Annotated in this window: 3 protein-coding genes; all 3 read left to right on the forward strand. The window is 63.7% G+C overall.

The window, feature by feature from the left end; translation table 11 throughout:
• The first annotated feature begins 2 nt into the window (after positions 1-2).
• On the forward strand, positions 3-6,515 hold the full coding sequence (locus EKD05_RS15440) for a type I polyketide synthase (RefSeq protein WP_129674290.1): 6,513 nt from the start codon (positions 3-5) through the stop codon (positions 6,513-6,515).
• 400 nt (positions 6,516-6,915) lie between these two features.
• On the forward strand, positions 6,916-11,310 hold the full coding sequence (locus tag EKD05_RS15445) for a type I polyketide synthase (protein ID WP_129674292.1): 4,395 nt from the start codon (positions 6,916-6,918) through the stop codon (positions 11,308-11,310).
• On the forward strand, positions 11,307-19,106 hold the full coding sequence (locus tag EKD05_RS15450) for a type I polyketide synthase (protein WP_129674294.1): 7,800 nt from the start codon (positions 11,307-11,309) through the stop codon (positions 19,104-19,106). The genes EKD05_RS15445 and EKD05_RS15450 overlap by 4 nt, the downstream gene beginning before the upstream one ends.

The following is a 19,106-nucleotide window of genomic DNA, read 5'->3' on the forward strand; positions in this document are numbered from 1 at the left end:
GCATGACGATGACCCCGGAACACGCCGCCGATCTCGAGCAACTCAAGCGCGCGCTGGTGGCTCTGCGCAAGCTACGGGCGCGCGTAGATGAAGTAGAGCAGGCCGGGCGCGAGCCGATCGCGATCGTCGGTATCGGCTGCCGTCTGCCGGGTGGCGTCACTGAGCCTATGGCGTACTGGGAATTGTTACGCACAGGACGCGACGCCATCGCGGAAGTGCCAGTGGATCGTTGGGATAACGAGGCCTATTGGTCATCGGAACCAGATGTTCCCGGCAAGATACCGACGCGCTTTGGCGGCTTTCTTGAGGGAGTCGATCAATTTGATCCGCATTTCTTTGGGATCTCACCTCGCGAGGCCGCGTCGATGGATCCCCAGCAGCGCCTCGTGCTTGAGACGGCGTGGGAAGCGCTGGAAGATGCGACGATTGTTCCAGGGCGACTGGCGGGCAGCAATGCCGGTGTTTTTATTGGGATTGGTCTCAACGACTATGGGCGGCTTCAGGTACCGGCCCAGGCTGCCGATCCGACGCTGATCGACACCTACATGACGTCGGGCAATGTGCTGTGCATCACGGCGAATCGACTCTCGTATGTGTTGAATCTGCATGGCCCGAGCATGGCGATCGATACGGCGTGCTCGTCATCGCTTGTTGCGGTGCATCAGGCTGTGCGGAGCCTGCGCCATCGGGAGTGTGACCTGGCGCTGGTTGGTGGGTCAAATGTGCTCCTGGCGCCTGACATTTCGATCAGCCTGAACAAATTTCTTGCGCCTGACGGGCGCTGCAAGTTTGGTGATGCGCAGGCTGATGGGTATGTGCGTGGCGAAGGCGTTGTGATGCTGGTGCTCGTGCCGCTTCGACGTGCGCTTGCCGAGGATCTGCCGATCTATGCGCTCATCCGTGGCTCGGCGGTGAACCAGGATGGCTATAGCAGTGGCTTGACGGTGCCGAATGGCGTGGCTCAGCAGGCGATGTTGCGGGCGGCGCTGGCTGATGCGCGGGTCACTGCCCACGAGGTGAGCTATGTAGAGGCGCATGGCACGGGCACTGCGCTTGGTGATCCAATTGAATTGCAGGCCCTGGGCACGGTGCTCGGCGTGGGACGCCCGGCTGATCGCCCCCTGCTTGTTGGCTCAGTCAAGGCGAATATTGGGCACCTTGAGGCCGGGGCCGGCATCGCGGGCCTGGTCAAAGCTGCGCTGGCGCTGAAGCATCGCGTGATTCCGCCGAGCCTGCATTTCACCCAGCCTAACCCGCACATTGCCTTTGCGCAACTCGGCGTGCAGGTACCAACAATGGCGCGTCCGTGGCCGTCTGGGGATGGCCCGCGCCTGGCGGGGGTCAGTTCGTTTGGTTTTGGTGGAACCAATGCCCACGTCATCCTGGAGGAACCCCCGGTTGTGGCGGAGCCTGAAGCGCCGAGCGAGGCACGTCCGGTGCAGTTGCTCCCGCTTTCAGCGCGAGAGCCTGTAGCGTTGCGGGAACTAGCGGCACGCTATGCTACGTTGCTGGCGCGCAGTTCGGTGGATCTGGCTGATCTCTGTGCAGCAGCGAGCCGGAGCCGCACGCATTTTGCCGAGCGGGCCAGCTTTGTGGCAGCGACGACAACGGAATTGCGTGAACAGCTTGCGGGGTTTGCTGCTGGTGAGATGCCTCAGGGCGTGTATGCAGGGCGGATAGACCGGGCCACGACGCCGAAGGTTGCCTTGCTTTTCACCGGCCAGGGAGCGCAGTATCTTGGGATGGGGCGGCGGCTTTATGAGGCCGAGCCGATCGTGCGTGCGACGCTTGATCGCTGTGCCGAACTTTTGCGCCCTGAGCTTGCGCATGATCTGCGTGAGGTGATCTTTGGTGAAGGGAGCGAGGCAGCGGCCTTGCTTGATCAGACGGCCTATACGCAACCGGCGCTTTTTGCCCTCGAGTACGCTGTCGCCGAACTCTGGCGCTCGTGGGGGATCACGCCTGCGGCGGTGCTCGGCCATAGCCTTGGCGAGTATGTCGCTGCCGTGGTTGCCGGTGTGATGAGCCTGGAGGACGGCTTGCGTCTGGTGGCGGCGCGTGGCCGTTTGATGGGCAGTCTGCCTGCTGGCGGTGCCATGGCTGCGATCTTTGCGACGCCTGAACGTGTACGCAGTGCTCTGGCTAGCTCTGGTGATCGTGTCACGATCGCGGCGGTGAATGAGCCAGAGCATGCGGTCATCTCTGGGCAAGAGGCTGCGGTCGAGGTGATCTGCGCAGCCTTTGCCGCCGAGGGTGTCAAGACCCGCCGCCTGGTGACGTCGCACGCGTTTCATTCGCCGCTGATGGAGCCGATCCTGGCGGCGTTTGAGCAGGAAGCCCGGTCGATCAGCTTTCGCCCACCGCGGCTTGCCCTTGGCGCGAACCTGACTGGTGCGGTGTGGTCAAACGAGCGTGCGCCCGATGCGACCTATTGGCGACGGCACCTACGTGAGCCAGTGCAATTTGCAGCGGGTGTTCAGGCGCTGCATCAGCTTGGTTGTACCCTGTTTATCGAGGTAGGGCCTGCGCCTATCCTTGCGGCGGCGGGCAGTCGCTGCCTGCCCGATGCTGCTGCTGTCTGGGTTCCCTCGCTGCGCGCCGGGGCCGACGATCTCTACACGATGCTCAAGGCGCTCGGCATGCTCTATGGTGCTGGCGTCAGCCCTGATTGGCGTGCGGTTACCGCCGGGGCGAGTAGCCGCTCTCTTGCGTTGCCCACCTATCCATTCCAGCATGAACGCTACTGGATCAGTCTGCCGAAACGCTCGTCGGGGATGCCAATGGCCGAGCAGATCCACCCGCTGCTTGATCGGCGTTTGCGCTCGCCCGTACTGGCAGCGCAGGTTTTTGAGCTTGCGCTGAGTCTTGAGCGTCTGCCGCTGCTCGACGGCCACCGTGTTTATGGAACACCGGTCTTTCCGGCGACAGCCTATATCGAGCAGGTCTTGGCGGCCGTTGAGCATGCGTTTGGGCCTGGGTATGCCATTGCCGAGATGCTTGTGCAGCGGCCGCTTGCGCTGACCGACGAAATGACGCGCACGGTGCAGGTGGTACTACGCGATGCTGAGCAAGGGGTCAAGTTCGAAGTCGTTAGCCAGGGTGCCACTGACGAGCCGTGGTTGACTCACGCATCGGGGAGCTTGTTACGCGATCTGGTGCCAACCACCGAACCTGAAGTTACCCTTGCTGCGGCCAAGGCCGTCTGCCCCGATGAGATCAGCGTTGGCATGCTCTACGACGCCTTTGTGGCGATGGGCATGGGCTATGGCCCGGCTTTCTGCGGGATCGAGCGCGTATGGCGCGGCGATCATGCGGCGCTCGCGATGATCCGCCTGCCGCACGTGATTGCAGGTGAGGCTGGGCGCTATCGCTTTCACCCTGCTCTCTTGGATGCCTGCTTGCAGGTCGTTGGTGCGGCGCTTCCCGCTGACAGTGATCGGCTCTATCTGCCCATCAGTGTGGAAGGCTTTTGCTTTTGCGGTCGCCCTGATGCTGTTTTGTGGAGCGCGATCCAGTTTGGCGATGAGGCTGAGGGTGCCGAGACGCTTGCCACACGGCTACACCTTTTTGATCGTGATGGGCGGCTTGTTGCCAAGGCTGACCGGATTGTCTTCAAACGAGCCCGCCAGGCTGCTTTTGCGCCACAGCCGACGGCAGTTACCAACTGGCTGTATGAGGTTGCATGGCGCAGTATGCCCCCTGCGGTTGCCGCAGATCAGCCAGGTCACTGGCTGATTGTTGGCGGCGCGGGTGAACTGGGCGAGCGCCTTGTTGGCGAACTTGCGAGGGCCGACGCGACGTATACGCTTGTCACGCCTGCGGCTACCCTGGCGCAGGTGAGAGTTGGGCATTGGCACGCGGATCTTGCCGAGCCAACTCAGGTGCGTGAGTTGGTTGCAGCCGTTGTTGCTATGGGCGCGTTGCGAGGGGTTGTGTATCTGGCTGACGGCAGTGCCAACGATCAGCGCACGATCCTTGGTGGTGCGCTCAACCTTGCCCAGGCGCTTGTTGAAGCTGGCGCGCCTCCGCTGTGGCTCGTCACGGTTGGGGCGCAGGCGGCATCTGCCGCCGAGTTGGTTGAGCCTGCCGCCGCGACGATCTGGGGTTTTGCGCGGGTGGCCGCACGCGAACATCCCGCGTCAGGCTTCAGGTGCATTGACCTTGACCCAACCGATCCTGCGGGCATGCTGCCTCTGCTCGTGGCCGAGTTGCTCGGCGCAGGTGACGAAGATCAGGTGGCTTTGCGTGCAGGCGAACGGCTGGCGGCGCGGTTGGTGCCCAGGCAAGCGGCCGACGTTCCCCCTGTGCGCCTGGAGGTGACCAAGCGCGGCACCTTCGAAGGGCTGACGCTCAAGCCTGTAGACCGGCCAGAACCAGGGCCGGGCGAGGTGGTGATCCGTGTTTACGCGGCGGGTCTGAATTTTCGCGATGTGCTGAATGTGCTCGGCATGTACCCTGGCGAGGCTGGCGGCCTGGGGAATGAGTGTGCCGGCACGGTCGAGGCTGTGGGCGCAGATGTGTATGACGTGGCGGTTGGCGATGCTGTGTTGGCGATTGCGTTTGATTGTCTTGGCACATTTGCGGTAGCGCGGGCGGCCCATACATTGCCAAAGCCAGTTGGCATGAGCTTCGCCGAGGCTGCGACGATACCCATTGCCTTTGCCACCGCCGCGTACGCCCTGCGCACCCTGGCTGACCTCAAGGCTGGCGAGCGCGTGCTCATTCATGCTGCGGCGGGAGGTGTTGGCCTGGCGGCGGTGCAACTTGCGCTGCGGGCAGGTGCCGAGGTGATCGGCACGGCGGGCAGCCCCGCCAAGCGTGCCTTGCTCACCTCGCTTGGCGTGCATCACGTCTTTGACTCGCGCTCGCTTCGTTTTGCCGACGATATACGTGCGGCAACTGACGGTGCGGGGGTTGATGTGGTGCTCAATGCGCTGAGCGGCGAGTTTATTCCCGCTAGTCTGGGCGTGCTGCGTGATGGTGGGCGTTTCCTGGAGATCGGCAAGCGCGATATCTGGGAGCCTGCCGAGGTGGCTGCGCTAGGGCGTGCGCTTGTTTATCACATCATCTATCTCGGCGACGTGTGCGAGCGCGAACCCGCACTGGTACGTGATCTGCTGGTGCAGTTGACCAACGAGTTTGCCGCTGGCACGCTACAACCCTTGCCGCTGCGCGCCTTTGCGCTTGAGGACGCTGATGCCGCTCTGCGCCACATGGCCCAGGCGCGCCACATCGGCAAGGTTGTGCTCACCCCAGGGCAGCAGCGGCCCCTGACCCGCGCCGATGGCACCTACCTGATTACCGGCGGGCTCGGTGGGCTCGGTCTGACGGTGGCCCGCGGGCTGGTCGAAGCCGGGGCGAGCAATCTCGCCCTGGTTGGCAGGCGTGCCCCGTCACCAGCCGCCGAGGCCGCTGTTGCCGAGCTTGTTGCAGCGGGGGCAGAGGTGCTTGTTGCCCAGGCCGACATTGCCGATGAGGAAGCGCTGGGTGCGTTGCTGACGCGCATCGACGCCACCTTGCCGCCTCTGCGGGGCGTCATCCATGCCGCCGGGGTGCTTGACGATGGCCTGGTGGCGCAGCAGACCTGGGCGCGTGCCGAGGCCGTGCTTGCGCCGAAAGTCGCCGGAGCCGAGGCACTTGGGCGGCTGGTCGCGGGCCGTGATCTCGACTGGCTCGTCTTCTTCTCGGCAGGTGCGGCGTTGCTCGGCACGCCTGGGCAGGCGACCTACGCTGCGGCGAACGCCTATCTCGACAGCCTGGCCCACACACTCATGGCGCGTGGCTTGCCAGCGCTGAGCATCAACTGGGGCATGTGGGGCGAGGTGGGCATGGCGGCTGCGCTAGGCGAGCGTCAGCGACAACGCCTGCTTGATCAAGGTTTGCGCACGATCACGCCGGACACAGGTATGCGTCTGCTGGCAGCGGCTATCGCAACTGGAGCACCCCAACTTGCCGCATTGCCCGTGAACTGGAGCACCTTTGGGCATCAGTTTGGAGGCAACGCGCTGCCGTCATTATTCCGCGAGCTAGTGGATGCCGCGCCTGGATCACGTGCTGCATCGAGTTCGTCGGCTGATAGCGAGAGCCTTGTGGCGCGTCTGGCGAAGACCGCCCCCGGCAACCGACAGACCCTGTTACGCAACGTGGTGCGCGAGCACGCCGGACGCATTCTTGGGCTTGCGCCCGCCACCGTCGTTGATCCACGGCAACCACTGGGCGAGATCGGGCTCGACTCGCTGATGGCAGTCGAATTGCGCAACAGCCTTGGCGGCGCTGTCGGGCGCACGCTGCCCACGACCTTGCTCTTTGATTACCCAACGATCGCGGCGCTGACAAGCTTTTTGGAAACAGTGCTCGCACCGTCGTCCCAGCCAGAGGTAGCGCCGGTTGACAAAGCCGTCGTGATTGATGATCGCATTGCCGATCTCGAACAACTCACTGATGAGGAGGCAGAAGCGTTGTTGTTGGCCGAACTAGATGGATTGAGGGAGGAGCGGTCAGATACCCAATCGTGAACGATTGGGCTTGTGCTCGCTCCTCCACCCGAAGGTGGCGCAGCACAAGAGGCCGGGGGAAAGATGAAAGCGGAAAGATGAAAGATGAAAAATGATCCATGTTTCAGCTTTCGTCTTTCATCTTTCCGCTTTCCCTGGCCCTGCACAACGAAAGGTGTCGTGCGTGGCGCAGACCGTGAACCTTTTACCTGGCAGCGGGTTGCCTGCCAGAACCCCCGAAGGCTCAGTTGGAAACGTGCAAACCGTTGCTCGTGGTGCGCACCACGAGTGCCTTCGCACATCTGAGCGTAGTATACCAGTATTCGCATGCCCGAGCAAGCGTACGCTGAAGCGGGCTGAAGCAGAGCGCTTCCTCCCGCCCGTAAACGGTGCGGGTTTCCGCGCCTGAAGGCAAGCATCTATGAGTGTGAACGAGTCGGCCACCGAAAACCTCTCGCCGCTGAAACGGGCGATCATCGAAATCCGCGCCCTGAAGGAGCGTGTGGCCGCGCTTGAGCAGAGCGGGCGTGAAGCGATTGCCCTCGTGGGGATGGGCTTGCGTTTTCCTGGTGGTTGCACGACACCCGACGCCTTCTGGTCGCTCCTGAGTGAAGGAGGGGACGCAGTCGGCCCGATTCCAGCTGATCGCTGGGATCTTGAGCAATACTACGATGCCGACCCTGAAGCACCTGGCAAAATGACCACACGCCATGGAGCGTTTCTGGAGGGGATCGATCAATTTGCGCCACACTTTTTTGCCATTGCCCCACGCGAGGCTAGCCAGATGGATCCCCAGCAGCGCTTGTTGCTCCAGGTGGCCTGGGAGGCGCTGGAGCATGCCGGCCAGGCTCCCGACAGGCTCGACGGCAGTGCCACCGGGGTTTTTGTTGGCTTGAGCAACAGCGACTATATGCGGATGCTGGCAAATGACCCCGAACTGCTTGATGTGTACCTGGCGACAGGCAATAGTGCGAGCATCGCGGCTGGCCGCATCTCGTACCTGTTGGGCCTGCGCGGGCCAAGCATGGCGGTCGACTCGGCCTGTTCTTCGTCGCTGGTCGCGGTACATCTGGCGGTGCGTAGCCTGCGTAGCCATGAGTGCGATCTGGCCCTGGCTGGGGGCGTCAATCTCATTCTCACACCAGAGATCAACATCACCTTCTCGAAGGCCGGCATGCTGGCACCCGACGGTCGCTGCAAGACGTTTGATGCTGCCGCTGACGGCTATGTGCGTGGCGAGGGCTGCGCTATCGTTGTGCTCAAGCGCCTGAGTGACGCGCTGGCCGCTGGCGACCGCGTGCTGGCGGTGATCCGTGGTTCGGCAGTGAACCAGGATGGGCGAAGTAGCGGGCTTACTGCGCCTAATGGCCCCGCGCAGGAAGCGGTCATCAGGGCGGCCCTGGCCGATGCAGGCATTGCCCCCAGTGCGGTTGGCTATGTTGAAGCCCACGGCACTGGCACCTCACTCGGCGACCCGATTGAGGTGCAGGCCCTTGGCAGCGTGTTTGGTGCGGGGCGTGATCCGCGGGAGGAGCTTGTCATTGGTTCGGCCAAAACGAACATTGGGCACCTCGAGGCGGCGGCAGGGGTTGCTGGCCTGATCAAAGCTGTGCTGATGCTGCACCACCGCGAGTTTGTTCCCAACCTGCATTTTGTCACACCGAGCCCGCATATCCGCTGGGACGAGTTGCCGCTCCGTGTACCGACCATGCGGCAAGAATGGCACACCGAGGGTCGTCGCATCGCAGGAGTGAGTTCGTTCGGCTTTAGTGGCACCAATGCCCACGTCATCATCGAGGAGGCCCCCGCGCCTATCGCGAAGCCCACGACTGCACCCGAGCGTCCCTTGCATCTGATGACGATCGCGGCAAAAAGCGAGCGAGCGTTGCACGAGTTAGCCCGGCGCTATGCTGCGCACCTGGCAATGCATCCCGAGCAGCACCTCGCTGACGTAGCTTTTAGTGCCAACTGCGGGCGGGCGCAACTTGAGCATCGCCTGGCGATCGTGGCCCCTGACAGTGCAACGATGCGTGAACGGCTTGAGGCGTTTGTGGGTGGTGCTGCCGAGGGCCTGGCGGTTGGGCATAGTCCCGCCGGTAGCGCGCCCGAGGTCGTCTTTCTCTTCACCGGGCACGGCTCGCACTATGTAGGGATGGGCCGCTCGCTCGACGAGACACAACCCGTCTTTCGGAATGCACTTGATCGTTGCGACGAGTTGCTGCGCAGCGAAATTGATCGCCCGCTGCGCGACATTCTCTTTGGTGATGGCACGCTGCTTGACAGCATGCGCTACGCTCAACCAGCCCTGTTCGCGCTCCAATACGCCCTGGCCGAGCTCTGGCAGGCCTGGGGTGTGCGGCCGGCTGTGGTTGCCGGGCACAGCGCTGGCGAGTATGTTGCCGCTGTTGTGGCGGGTGTGCTTAGCCTTGAAGACGGTCTGCGCCTGATTGCGGCCCGTGGTCGACTGATGCAGACCTTGCCCGCCGAGGGCGAGATGGTGGCGATCTTTGCCGACGAGGCACGTGTTGCGCAGGCGGTGGTTCCATATGCAGACCGCGTAGGCATCGCCGCGATCAATGGCCCCGAGACAACCGTGATTTCAGGGCAGCGTGACGCGGTGCGTGCGGTGCTTGCCGCCCTGGAGGTGACCCCCGATGAGTATCGCAAACTTGACATAAGTATTGCAGCGCACTCACCCCTGGTTGAGCCGATCCTTGATGCATTCGAGCGCAGTGCGGCAGAGGTGCGTCTGAGTGAGCCTCAGATCGGCCTGGTGTCCAGTTTAACCGGGGCGATGGTCGACGCTGCGATCACGAGTCCGCGCTATTGGCGACGTCATCTGCGCGAGCCAGTGCGTTTTGCTACGGTCTTTGATACGCTCTATAGGGAAGGCTATCGCACTTTTGTTGAGATCGGCCCGCACCCGACTTTGCTCAAGCTTGGGCAGTCTGGTTGGCCCGACGCGAGTGGGGTCTGGGTGCCGTCGCTGCACCGTGACACCGAGCCGTGGGCGCAGATCCTTGGTGGCCTCGCGGCACTCGCTGTGGCTGGCGTGCAGGTGGACTGGCGGGCTTTTGATCGACCTTATGGTCGGCAGACATTGAGTGTGCCGACGTACCCATGGGAGAACGACCGCTACTGGGCGGTTGCGACGCGTGCGACGCAGCGCAACCATGCGGTTGAACCCTGGCCCGTCATTGCTGCGGCAGCGCTGGCCCAGGCTGAGCAGGGGCCGCTTGATTTGCGCGTGGAGACCTATGGCGAGCGCTGGGCCCTGCTGGATCAGCTTGCCGACGCCTACATTGTGCGCGCCTTGCGCAGCCTGGGCCTCTTTACCCGCGCCGGCGAGACGCACACGGTTGCCGAACTGGTTGAGCATCACCGCATTGTACCCACCTACGAACGCCTCCTGGCCCGCTGGCTCGATGGTCTCGCCACGGCAAAGCTGTTACGCCGCGAGAACGAGGAGCGTTTTGTTGCCGACGGCCCGCTGACCGAGCCGCCACTCGGCAGCCTGCTGGCGACAGCTGCAACGGTGTTTGCCGATACGCTCCCGCTGCTTGATTATGTATGTCGTTGCGGCGAGCGGCTTGCTGCCGTGATCACTGGTGAAGAGAGCGCGTTGACGACGCTCTTTCCGGATGGCTCATACGTGACGGTAGATTTTCTCTATCACGAGTGGGCGGTTGCGCGCTATTTCAACCGCATCGTGCGGGCCGTTGTGCTTGCTGCGGTGCATGCGCGCCCCGAGGGGCAGCTTCGCGTGCTTGAGATCGGGGCTGGCACTGGTGGCACCACTGCGGATCTGCTGCCCGTGCTGCCCCCCGAGCGCACCAGCTACACCTTTACCGACGTCTCCGACTTTTTCCTTGCCCGCGCCGCCGAGCGTTTCGTAGCCTATCCGTTTGTCCACTACGTGCGCTGCGACATCGAGCAACCGCCTGGCACACAGGGCCTGCTTGCCGAAGGCTATGATCTCATCGTGGCCTCCAACGTCCTGCACGCAACCCGCGATCTCGATGCAACCCTGCGCCATGTGCGCTCGCTGCTGGCTCCCGGAGGCACGTTGGTGCTTTATGAAGCTACCAGCCATCCGCACTGGTTCGATCTTACGACCGCCTTGATCGAAGGGTGGCAGCGTTTTGAGGACGATTGGCGCAGTGACAATCCGCTGCTCGCTGCCGATACCTGGGCCAGCGCCCTGGCGGCGGCAGGTTTTGCCGAGGTGCTGGCCCTTCCCGGTCGTGAGCAAGCCACGGCGGTGTTGGGTCAGCATGTCATCATTGCCCGGAACCCTGGCGAGGCGCGCGACGTGCGCACTGTTGTGCCGCTTGCCACGAGCTACGGTGACACAGCGGTGGCAGCAGCAACCCCGGTACTGGTTGGTGCCGAGTTGCGGGCTGCCCTTGAGGCAGCCTTGCCTGACGAGCGCCACGATCTGCTGGTTGATCTGGTACGCCATGCCATTGCCCGCGTACTCCGCATTGCCAACCCGCGCTCACTCCAACGGGAACAACCGCTGCTTGACCTGGGCTTTGACTCGCTGATGGCGGTCGAGTTGCGCAACGTGCTACGGCAGAGTCTTGAACTGCCACGCAAACTTCCGGCCACGCTGGTCTTTGACTATCCAACCATTGCCGGCATCGCCAGGTATCTCGACCATCTCGTCACCGGCGACGAGGCCGTCCAGCCATCGCAGCCCATACCCACGCCAACCGCTGCTGCCGTCAGCGCCGAAGCGATCGCCGATCTTTCTGATGAAGAGGTAGAGGCTATGTTGTTGAAGCGACTTGCTGAGTTTCAGGGAAATCAATGAGCAATGTAACAGAGCAGAGCACGCAGCTTTCGCCGCTCAAGCGGGCTTTCCTTGCCATCGAGGAGCTTCAGGCCCGGCTTGAAGCAACTGAACATGCACGGCGCGAGCCAATTGCGCTTGTTGGCCTCGGTCTGCGCTTTCCCGGTGCATCAACCCCTGAAGCGTTGTGGCAGTTGCTCTGTGCTGGCACAGACGCGATTGGCGCAATCCCGCCCGAGCGTTGGGATGTTGAGGCCTATTTCGATCCCGATCCCGGTGCGCCTGGCAAGATGACGCAGCGCGAGGGCGGCTTCCTGCGTGAGGTTGATCGGTTTGATCCACAGTTTTTTGGCCTTGCCCCACGTGAGGCGGCGGCGATGGATCCTCAGCAGCGCCTGTTGCTCGAAGTAACCTGGGAAGCCCTCGAGCGCGCTGGTTTGGCACCGAGCCGCATGATGGGCAGCCCGACTGGCGTCTTTGTTGCCCTGACCACTGGCGATTATCGTTCCGTCCATCTGGCTGCCCGTGGTCTTGATGGTCTGGATGCCTACTTTGCCTCGGGGGTCGCCGACAGCATTGCCTCGGGTCGGATCTCGTATGTGCTTGGCCTGCAAGGCCCGAGTCTGACCGTGGATACGGCCTGTTCGTCGTCGCTGGTCGCGGTTCATCTTGCGGTGCAGAGCCTGCGGGTCGGCGAGTGCCGCACGGCAATTGCTGGGGCCGCGAACCTGATCCTGTCGCCCGAGAACTCGATTACGCTCTCGAAGTATCAGATGCTTGCGCCCGACGCTCGTTGCAAGTTCGGCGATGCCCGCGCCGATGGCTTTGTGCGTGGCGAGGGTGTGGCGGCGCTGGTGCTCAAACGCCTGAGTGACGCCCTGGCTGATGGCGATCCGGTGCTGGCCGTGATCCGCGGCTCGGCAGCGAATCAGGACGGGGCGAGCAGCGGGTTGACGGCCCCCAATGGTCCTGCGCAGGAGGCGGTTATCCGGGCGGCCCTGGCCGATGCGCGTCTTGCGCCTGCTGAGGTGAGCTATGTTGAAGCGCACGGGACGGGAACGTCGCTTGGTGATCCGATTGAACTGCAGGCGCTCGGGGCTGTTTTTGGCCCGGCACGCCCAGAGACCCGCCCGCTGGTTGTTGGCTCGATCAAGACAAATATCGGCCATCTCGAGGCGACGGCTGGCATGGCGGGCTTGATCAAGCTGGTGTTGATGTTGCGCCATCGCCATATTCCGGCGAGTCTGCATTTTGTTACGCCAAGCCCGCATGTTGCCTGGGACGAGTTGCCGCTCCGTGTGCCAACGGCGCTGGAACCATGGCCAACGGCGGCGCCGCTGGTGGCGGGTGTCAGTTCGTTCGGCTTTAGTGGCACCAATGTCCACCTGGTGCTCGAGGCGGCCCCTGCTCGCGAGCCGGCGCTTCCCGTTTCGCCGCAGCCCGAGGCCAAGGAGCGCCCCGTGCATCTCTTGGCGCTTGCGGCAAAGAGTGCGTCGGCGTTGCGTTCGTTGGCGACGAGCTACGCCGCGACCCTTTCTGCCGCCGATGCGCCGCCTCTTGCGGACGCGGCCTGGACGGCGAATAGTGGGCGAAGCCACTTTGCCCATCGCTTAGCGGTTGTGGCTGAGCATAGCGCCGCTGCCGCTGCTGCGCTGGAGGCATACGCACGCGGCGAGGTTGCCGCTGGCCTTGTTGCCCGCCACGCCGAGCGCACTGATCCGCCTCGGGTTGCCTTTCTCTTTACCGGGCAGGGTTCGCAGTATGCCGGTATGAGCCGTGGCTTGTACCAGACGCAGCCGGTGTTTCGTGCCGCGCTTGACCGTTGCGCAGCGATCCTTGCCCGCCATCTCGACCGTCCGCTGCACGAGATACTCTTCGCCGAACCCGGCAGCGCAGCGGCTCAACTGCTTGACCAGACAACCTTTACGCAGCCTGTGCTGGTTGCGCTTGAGGTTGCGCTTGCCGAACTGTGGCGCAGTTGGGGCGTGGAGCCTGCTGCGCTGCTTGGCCATAGCGTCGGCGAGTATGCGGCTGCTATTGTCGCCGGTGTGCTGTCGCTGGAGGATGGCCTGGCTCTTGTTGCCACCCGTGGGCGGCTGATGGGTGCTTTGCCTGCCGGTGGGGCGATGGCCGCTATTTTTGCGCCTGCGAGCACGGTTGAGGCTGCCGTAGCCGCGCATGGTGGCGGTGTCGTTGTGGCGGCGTATAACGGCCCGGAGCACCTGGTCATTGCTGGGCCGGAAGCTGCGGTGGTGACGCTTATCGAGCGTTTCACTGCGGCAGGTGTTCGTGCGCAGCGCCTGAATGTCTCGCACGCATTCCATTCAGCGCTGCTTGAACCAATGCTCGCTGAGCTTGAGCAGGCGGCGGCCAGCGTTACGCTGAACCCACCGCGACTCCGCTTGCTTTCGAACCTCAGTGGTGGCGCTGTTGGCAACGAAATCACGACCCCGGCCTACTGGCGGCGCCACGCCCGCGAGCCGGTGCGTTTTGCCGAGGGCGTCGAGCAACTGGCTCGTCTTGGCTGCGACATCTTCCTTGAAATTGGCCCGCACCCGACGCTGCTCAGCATCGCCCAGACCGTGCTTCCACCAGACACGGGCACGTGGCTCCCCTCGTTGCGCAAGGGCCGTGACGATTGGCAGGTATTGCTTGCAAGCCTGGCTGACGCCTATACCTCTGGCGCAACGATCGACTGGGTTGGCTTTGATCGCGCCTATGCTCGCCACAAGCTTAGCCTGCCTACGTACCCGTTTGAACGCGAGCGTTACTGGGTGGCACCGCGCCGCGGGGCGCTCAAATATGGCTTTCACGAGCGCGAGCATCGAAGCGCTCGGCGTAGTGACGACCATCCGTTGCTGGGGCGGCGGCTGCGCTCGGCGCTACGGCAGATCCAGTTCGAGCAGGTGCTGGCCTCCGGCGATCTGGCCTACTTTGATGAGCATCGTGTTTTCACAACAACCATTCTGCCTGCCGCAGCCTTTGTCGAGTTGGCACTTGCTGCCGCACGCGCTGCTTTGCAGGCTACCTTGCCCGCGCTCGATGATGTCGTCATCCATGCGCCACTTGGTATGGAGGCCGATGGACCGCGGATTGTCCAGACGGTTGTTACCCCTGATGGGACTGGTGCCACGATTGAGATTTTGAGTCAGGGTGAGAACGAGCAAGCATGGAGCCTGCATGCTACGGTGACGGCCCTGCCGCGTCCGGTTGGCTCATTGTTCGACGGGGCGCTTGAAACTGGTGCCGACCAGGCGACCCTTGTTGCCGCCCGTGAGCGCTGCCCTGACGAGGTCGCTCCCGCCACGCACTACGCGGCCCTGGCAGCGCACGGCCTCAGCCTTGGGCCGAGTCTCCAGGCGGTGCGCCAGATCTGGCGTGGCAATGGTGAGGCTGTCGGCGCGTTGGCCTTGCCCGAGGGCGAGTTGCCCGATGCCGGACGGTACCTGCTGCACCCTGCGCTGCTTGATGCGTGCCTGCAACTGCTTGCCATCGCCTTGCCTGAGAACGAGGCGACATATCTGCCGATTGCGCTTGATCACCTGAGGATCTATGGGCCAACGGGTGCTCGTGCCGTGGCTCACGCCCGGCTCTTGCCAAGCGAGGGCGGGGCGGGGCGGCGGGAAACCCTGGCCGGCATGGTGCGTCTCTTCAACGAGGATGGCACGCTGCTTGCCGAGCTTGATGGATTGCGACTCAAGCGCGCCGAGGCGGTTAGCCTGCACCGCTCTGGCTATGGTACCCCCGATGATTGGCTCTACGAGGTGGCTTGGCAACCACTCGCTGTTACCGCTACGCTTGCCCCGGCGGCGACATTGTTGGCAGCGCCAGCCGTTGTCGCAACCGCTGCTGTTGCCCGGTTGGGCCTGCTTGATGCCGAGTTGAACCTTGCGCACTACAGCGCCCTCACCCCCGCGCTTGAGGCGCTGGCTGGCGATTATATTGTGCGTGCGCTGATGGCATGTGGCTGGCAGCCTGCGCCCGGCGAGCGCTTCACAACGGCCGCATTGGCACGCATGCTTGGGGTGGCAGCGCCGTATCACGAACTGCTTGGGCGGTTCCTGACCATTCTCGCCGAAGAGGGCTTGCTTCGTTCGGCAGACGGCGGCTGGGAGGTTGTTGCGGTGCCTCAGGTCAGCGATACCCAGGGTCGGGCCGAGACTCTTGTTGCCCGCTTTCCTGCCGCTCGTGGCGATATCGAGATGACCCGGCGTTGCGGCGAAGCGCTGGCCGATGCTCTGCGAGGCGCGGTCGATCCCCTTCAACTGCTCTTCCCCGGCGGCTCGCTTGCCACTGCCGAGCAACTCTACCGCGAGTCGCCGCTGGCCCGTGCCTACACCTCGCTGCTCGCCGAGGCCGTTGCGGCGGCTGTGGCAGCCGTGCCCACAGGACGAACACTGCGGGTGCTGGAGATCGGTGCAGGCACCGGAGGCGCTACGTCGGCGGTGCTGCCGCGCCTTGATCCTGCGCATACGAGCTATTGCTTCACCGATATCTCGCCCTTGTTCCTGGCCCGCGCCCGCGAAACCTTCGCCGCGTATCCGTTCGTTGACTACCAGATGCTCGATATCGAGGCCGATCCTCTTGCCCAGGGTTTTGTTGCTGGCAGCTTTGACCTGGTGATCGCAGCCAACGTCATCCACGCGACCGCCGATCTCCAACGTAGCCTTGCCAATCTGCGTCGACTGCTTGCCCCCTCTGGCGTGGTGCTGTTGCTGGAGATGACGGCGCCGTTGCGTTGGATCGACATTTCGTTTGGCCTGACGTCAGGTTGGTGGAAGTTTGCCGACCGCGCCTTGCGTCCGGCTTACCCGTTGCTGAGCCGTGAAGGCTGGTTGAGCCTGCTCCGTGGGGTTGGGCTCGAAGCCCCTGAGGCGCTGCCTGGCCCTGATTCGGCTGTGCCTCCCGGCTTGGAATACCAGCATATCCTGGTGGCACGTGGCCCGCAGCAGACTCTCGCTGCGTCTGCCGATTGTCCCGATTTGTTAATCTTTGCTGATGAGGGCGGAGTGGGCGCAGCCCTCGCGTCGCTTGTTCGCGCCGGGGGCGGGCGGGCTACCTTGCTCTACCGCAGGGCGTTGCTGGCGCGGCAAAGCGCTGAGCACGACCATGCGGCCTCTGGGTTGCCTGACGAACTTGCTCAACTTTTGCACGAGAGCAGCGGCCCTGACCAGGATAGCTGGGACGGCATGGTCTATCTCTGGCCCCTTGACGCACCCGCTTTTGCCGAAGGGTCGGCGAACCTGGTCGCTGACCAGCAAGCGCTGCTTGGCGGGGCGTTGCATCTGGCCCAGGCCATGCTGCGCGAAGGCGTCAACAGCCGGCTCTGGCTTGCAACGCGTGGTGGCACACCGGCAGGCGCTACTGCCGTCGAGCCGATGCAGGCGATGCTCTGGGGTTTCGGCAAAACCCTCGCGCTTGAGCATCCCGAATTGCGTGTCGTGTGCGTTGATCTCGATCCCGCTCCTGACGTTGATGCCGCCGCTGCGTTGTTTGATGAAGTGCTGCGCGGCGAAGAGCCCCAGGTGGCCCGGCGCGGCGCAAGGCGGCTGGCGGCACGGCTTGGGCGTGCGACCATCGGGGCCACGATCGTTGATGCGCAGCCTGTTGAACTGGTGATCACCGAACGAGGGACGCTTGACAATCTGGTGTTGCGTCCAATGACACGGCGTACCCCCGGCCCAGGTGAGGTCGAGATTCGCGTTGCGGCCACAGGGCTCAACTTCAAGGATGTGCTCAACCTGCTTGGCATGTATCCGGGCGATCCAGGTCAGCCCGGCAGCGAATGCGCAGGCACGGTCGTCGCCGTAGGCAGCGGCGTTACCGGATTGCACCCCGGCGACGAGGTTGTGGCTCTGGCAAGTGGGAGTTTCCGTAGCTACGTCACGGTGGATGCCAAGCTTGTGGCCTTGCGACCACCTAGTCTGAGCGCCGAAGCAGCGCTGACGATCCCTATCGCCTATGTGACCGCCGCCTTTGCGTTGCAGCATCTTGGTGGGATGCAGGCCGGAGAGCGGGTGCTGATCCATGCTGCCGCTGGCGGGGTTGGCATGGCCGCAGTGTACCTGGCCCGGCGCGCAGGTGCCGAGGTCTTTGCGACTGCTGGCAGCCCTGCCAAGCGTGACTACGTGCGCTCGCTTGGGGTCACACATGTCTTTGACTCGCGCTCGCTCGACTTTGCCGATGGCGTACGTGCTGCCACTGGTGGCGAGGGTGTCGACCTAGTGTTGAACTCGCTTGCCGGGGATGTTGTGCCGCGCAGCCTGGAGTTGCTGCGGGCGGGTGGGCGCTTCCTGGAGCTTGGCAAGCGTGATCATCTGACGGCGAGCCAGGTGGCCGGTCTCGACCGGCAGATTGCCTACCATGTGATCGACTGGGGCGATGAGGCGCGCAGCGATCCGGCGCTGATCCGCAGGCTTTTGCTTGATGTGCTTGATAGCGTAGGTCGCGGTGAGCTACCTCCGTTGCCGTTGCGCGTCTTTCCGCTGGAAGAGGCCGCTGCTGCCTTCCGCTTTATGGCGCAGGCTCGCCATATCGGCAAGGTGATTGTGACCCACGCGAATACGGGTGTTGCTGCTGCCATCAGTGCCGACGCGACGTATCTGATCACAGGCGGCCTGAGCGGGCTTGGCTTGCTTACCGCACGCTGGTTGGCCGAGCGCGGTGCGCGCCATCTTGCGCTGATGGGCCGTCGTGCTGCTGGCGATGAGGCCCTGGCAACGCTTGCGGAACTCGCGCATATGGGCACGCAGGTGATGACGGTGAGCGGGGATGTCGCGCAGGCCGGGGATGTTGCTGGTGCGCTGGCGCGCATTGAGGCTGAGATGCCGCCACTTCGGGGCATCATCCACGCGGCAGGTGTGCTCGACGATGGCGCAGTGACCCAGCAAACCTGGCCGCGCTTCCGCCATACGCTCGCCCCCAAGGTTGATGGCGCGATGCACCTCCACGCCCAGACGGTCGGCAAGCACCTCGATTTCTTTGTGCTCTACTCGTCGGCTGCGGCGCTGCTAGGTTCACCCGGCCAGAGCAACCACGCTGCGGCCAACAGTTACCTCGATGCCCTGGCGCATCGCCGGCGGGCTGATGGTCTGCCCGCCTTGAGCATCAACTGGGGGGCCTGGAGCGAAGTGGGGGCAGCCGTTAGCACGGGTACCGTCGAGCGCATCGGCACGCATGGTCTTGGGGCGATTGCGCCTGCCCAGGGGCTTGCCTTGCTTGGCCGCATGCTCGAGGCTGCGCCGCCCCAGGTAGGAGTGACCCCGATCAACTGGCCTATCTTCCTTGAGCGTTTTGGGGGCAACCCGTCCCCCTTCTTGCGTGAATTTATCACAACGTCGCGCGCCCAGGCACCCACAGCGACACCTGAGCGCACCTCGACCGACCCCGAGCTTGTCCGCCAACTGGCCGAGGCTGCGCCCCATCGTCGGCTTGATCTGTTGCGCAATTTTGTGCGCGAAACCACGGGTCGGGTGCTCGGTCTCGCCGCTGCCCGCATCGACGACGAGAGGCCGCTGAGTGCGCTTGGTCTTGACTCACTGATGGCCGTCGAGCTGCGCAACCTGCTTGGCGCTGGCCTGGGCCTGCCGCGCCGTCTGCCGGCCACCCTGGTTTTTGACTACCCGACTGTTGCTGCGATGACAACCTATCTTGCCAGCGAAGCCTTGCCTGCTACGCCATCCACCGCTGACGAAGAGCATCCCACCCACGTGAGTGCGCCGACCAGTGACACCGACGTCACCACGATGCTTGACGCCTTAGAAGATCTATCTGACGAGGAGATCGATCGGCTCCTTGCCGAGAAGCTACGGGATTGA

The organism is Candidatus Chloroploca sp. Khr17, assembly GCF_004138165.1.
GTDB lineage: Bacteria > Chloroflexota > Chloroflexia > Chloroflexales > Chloroflexaceae > Chloroploca.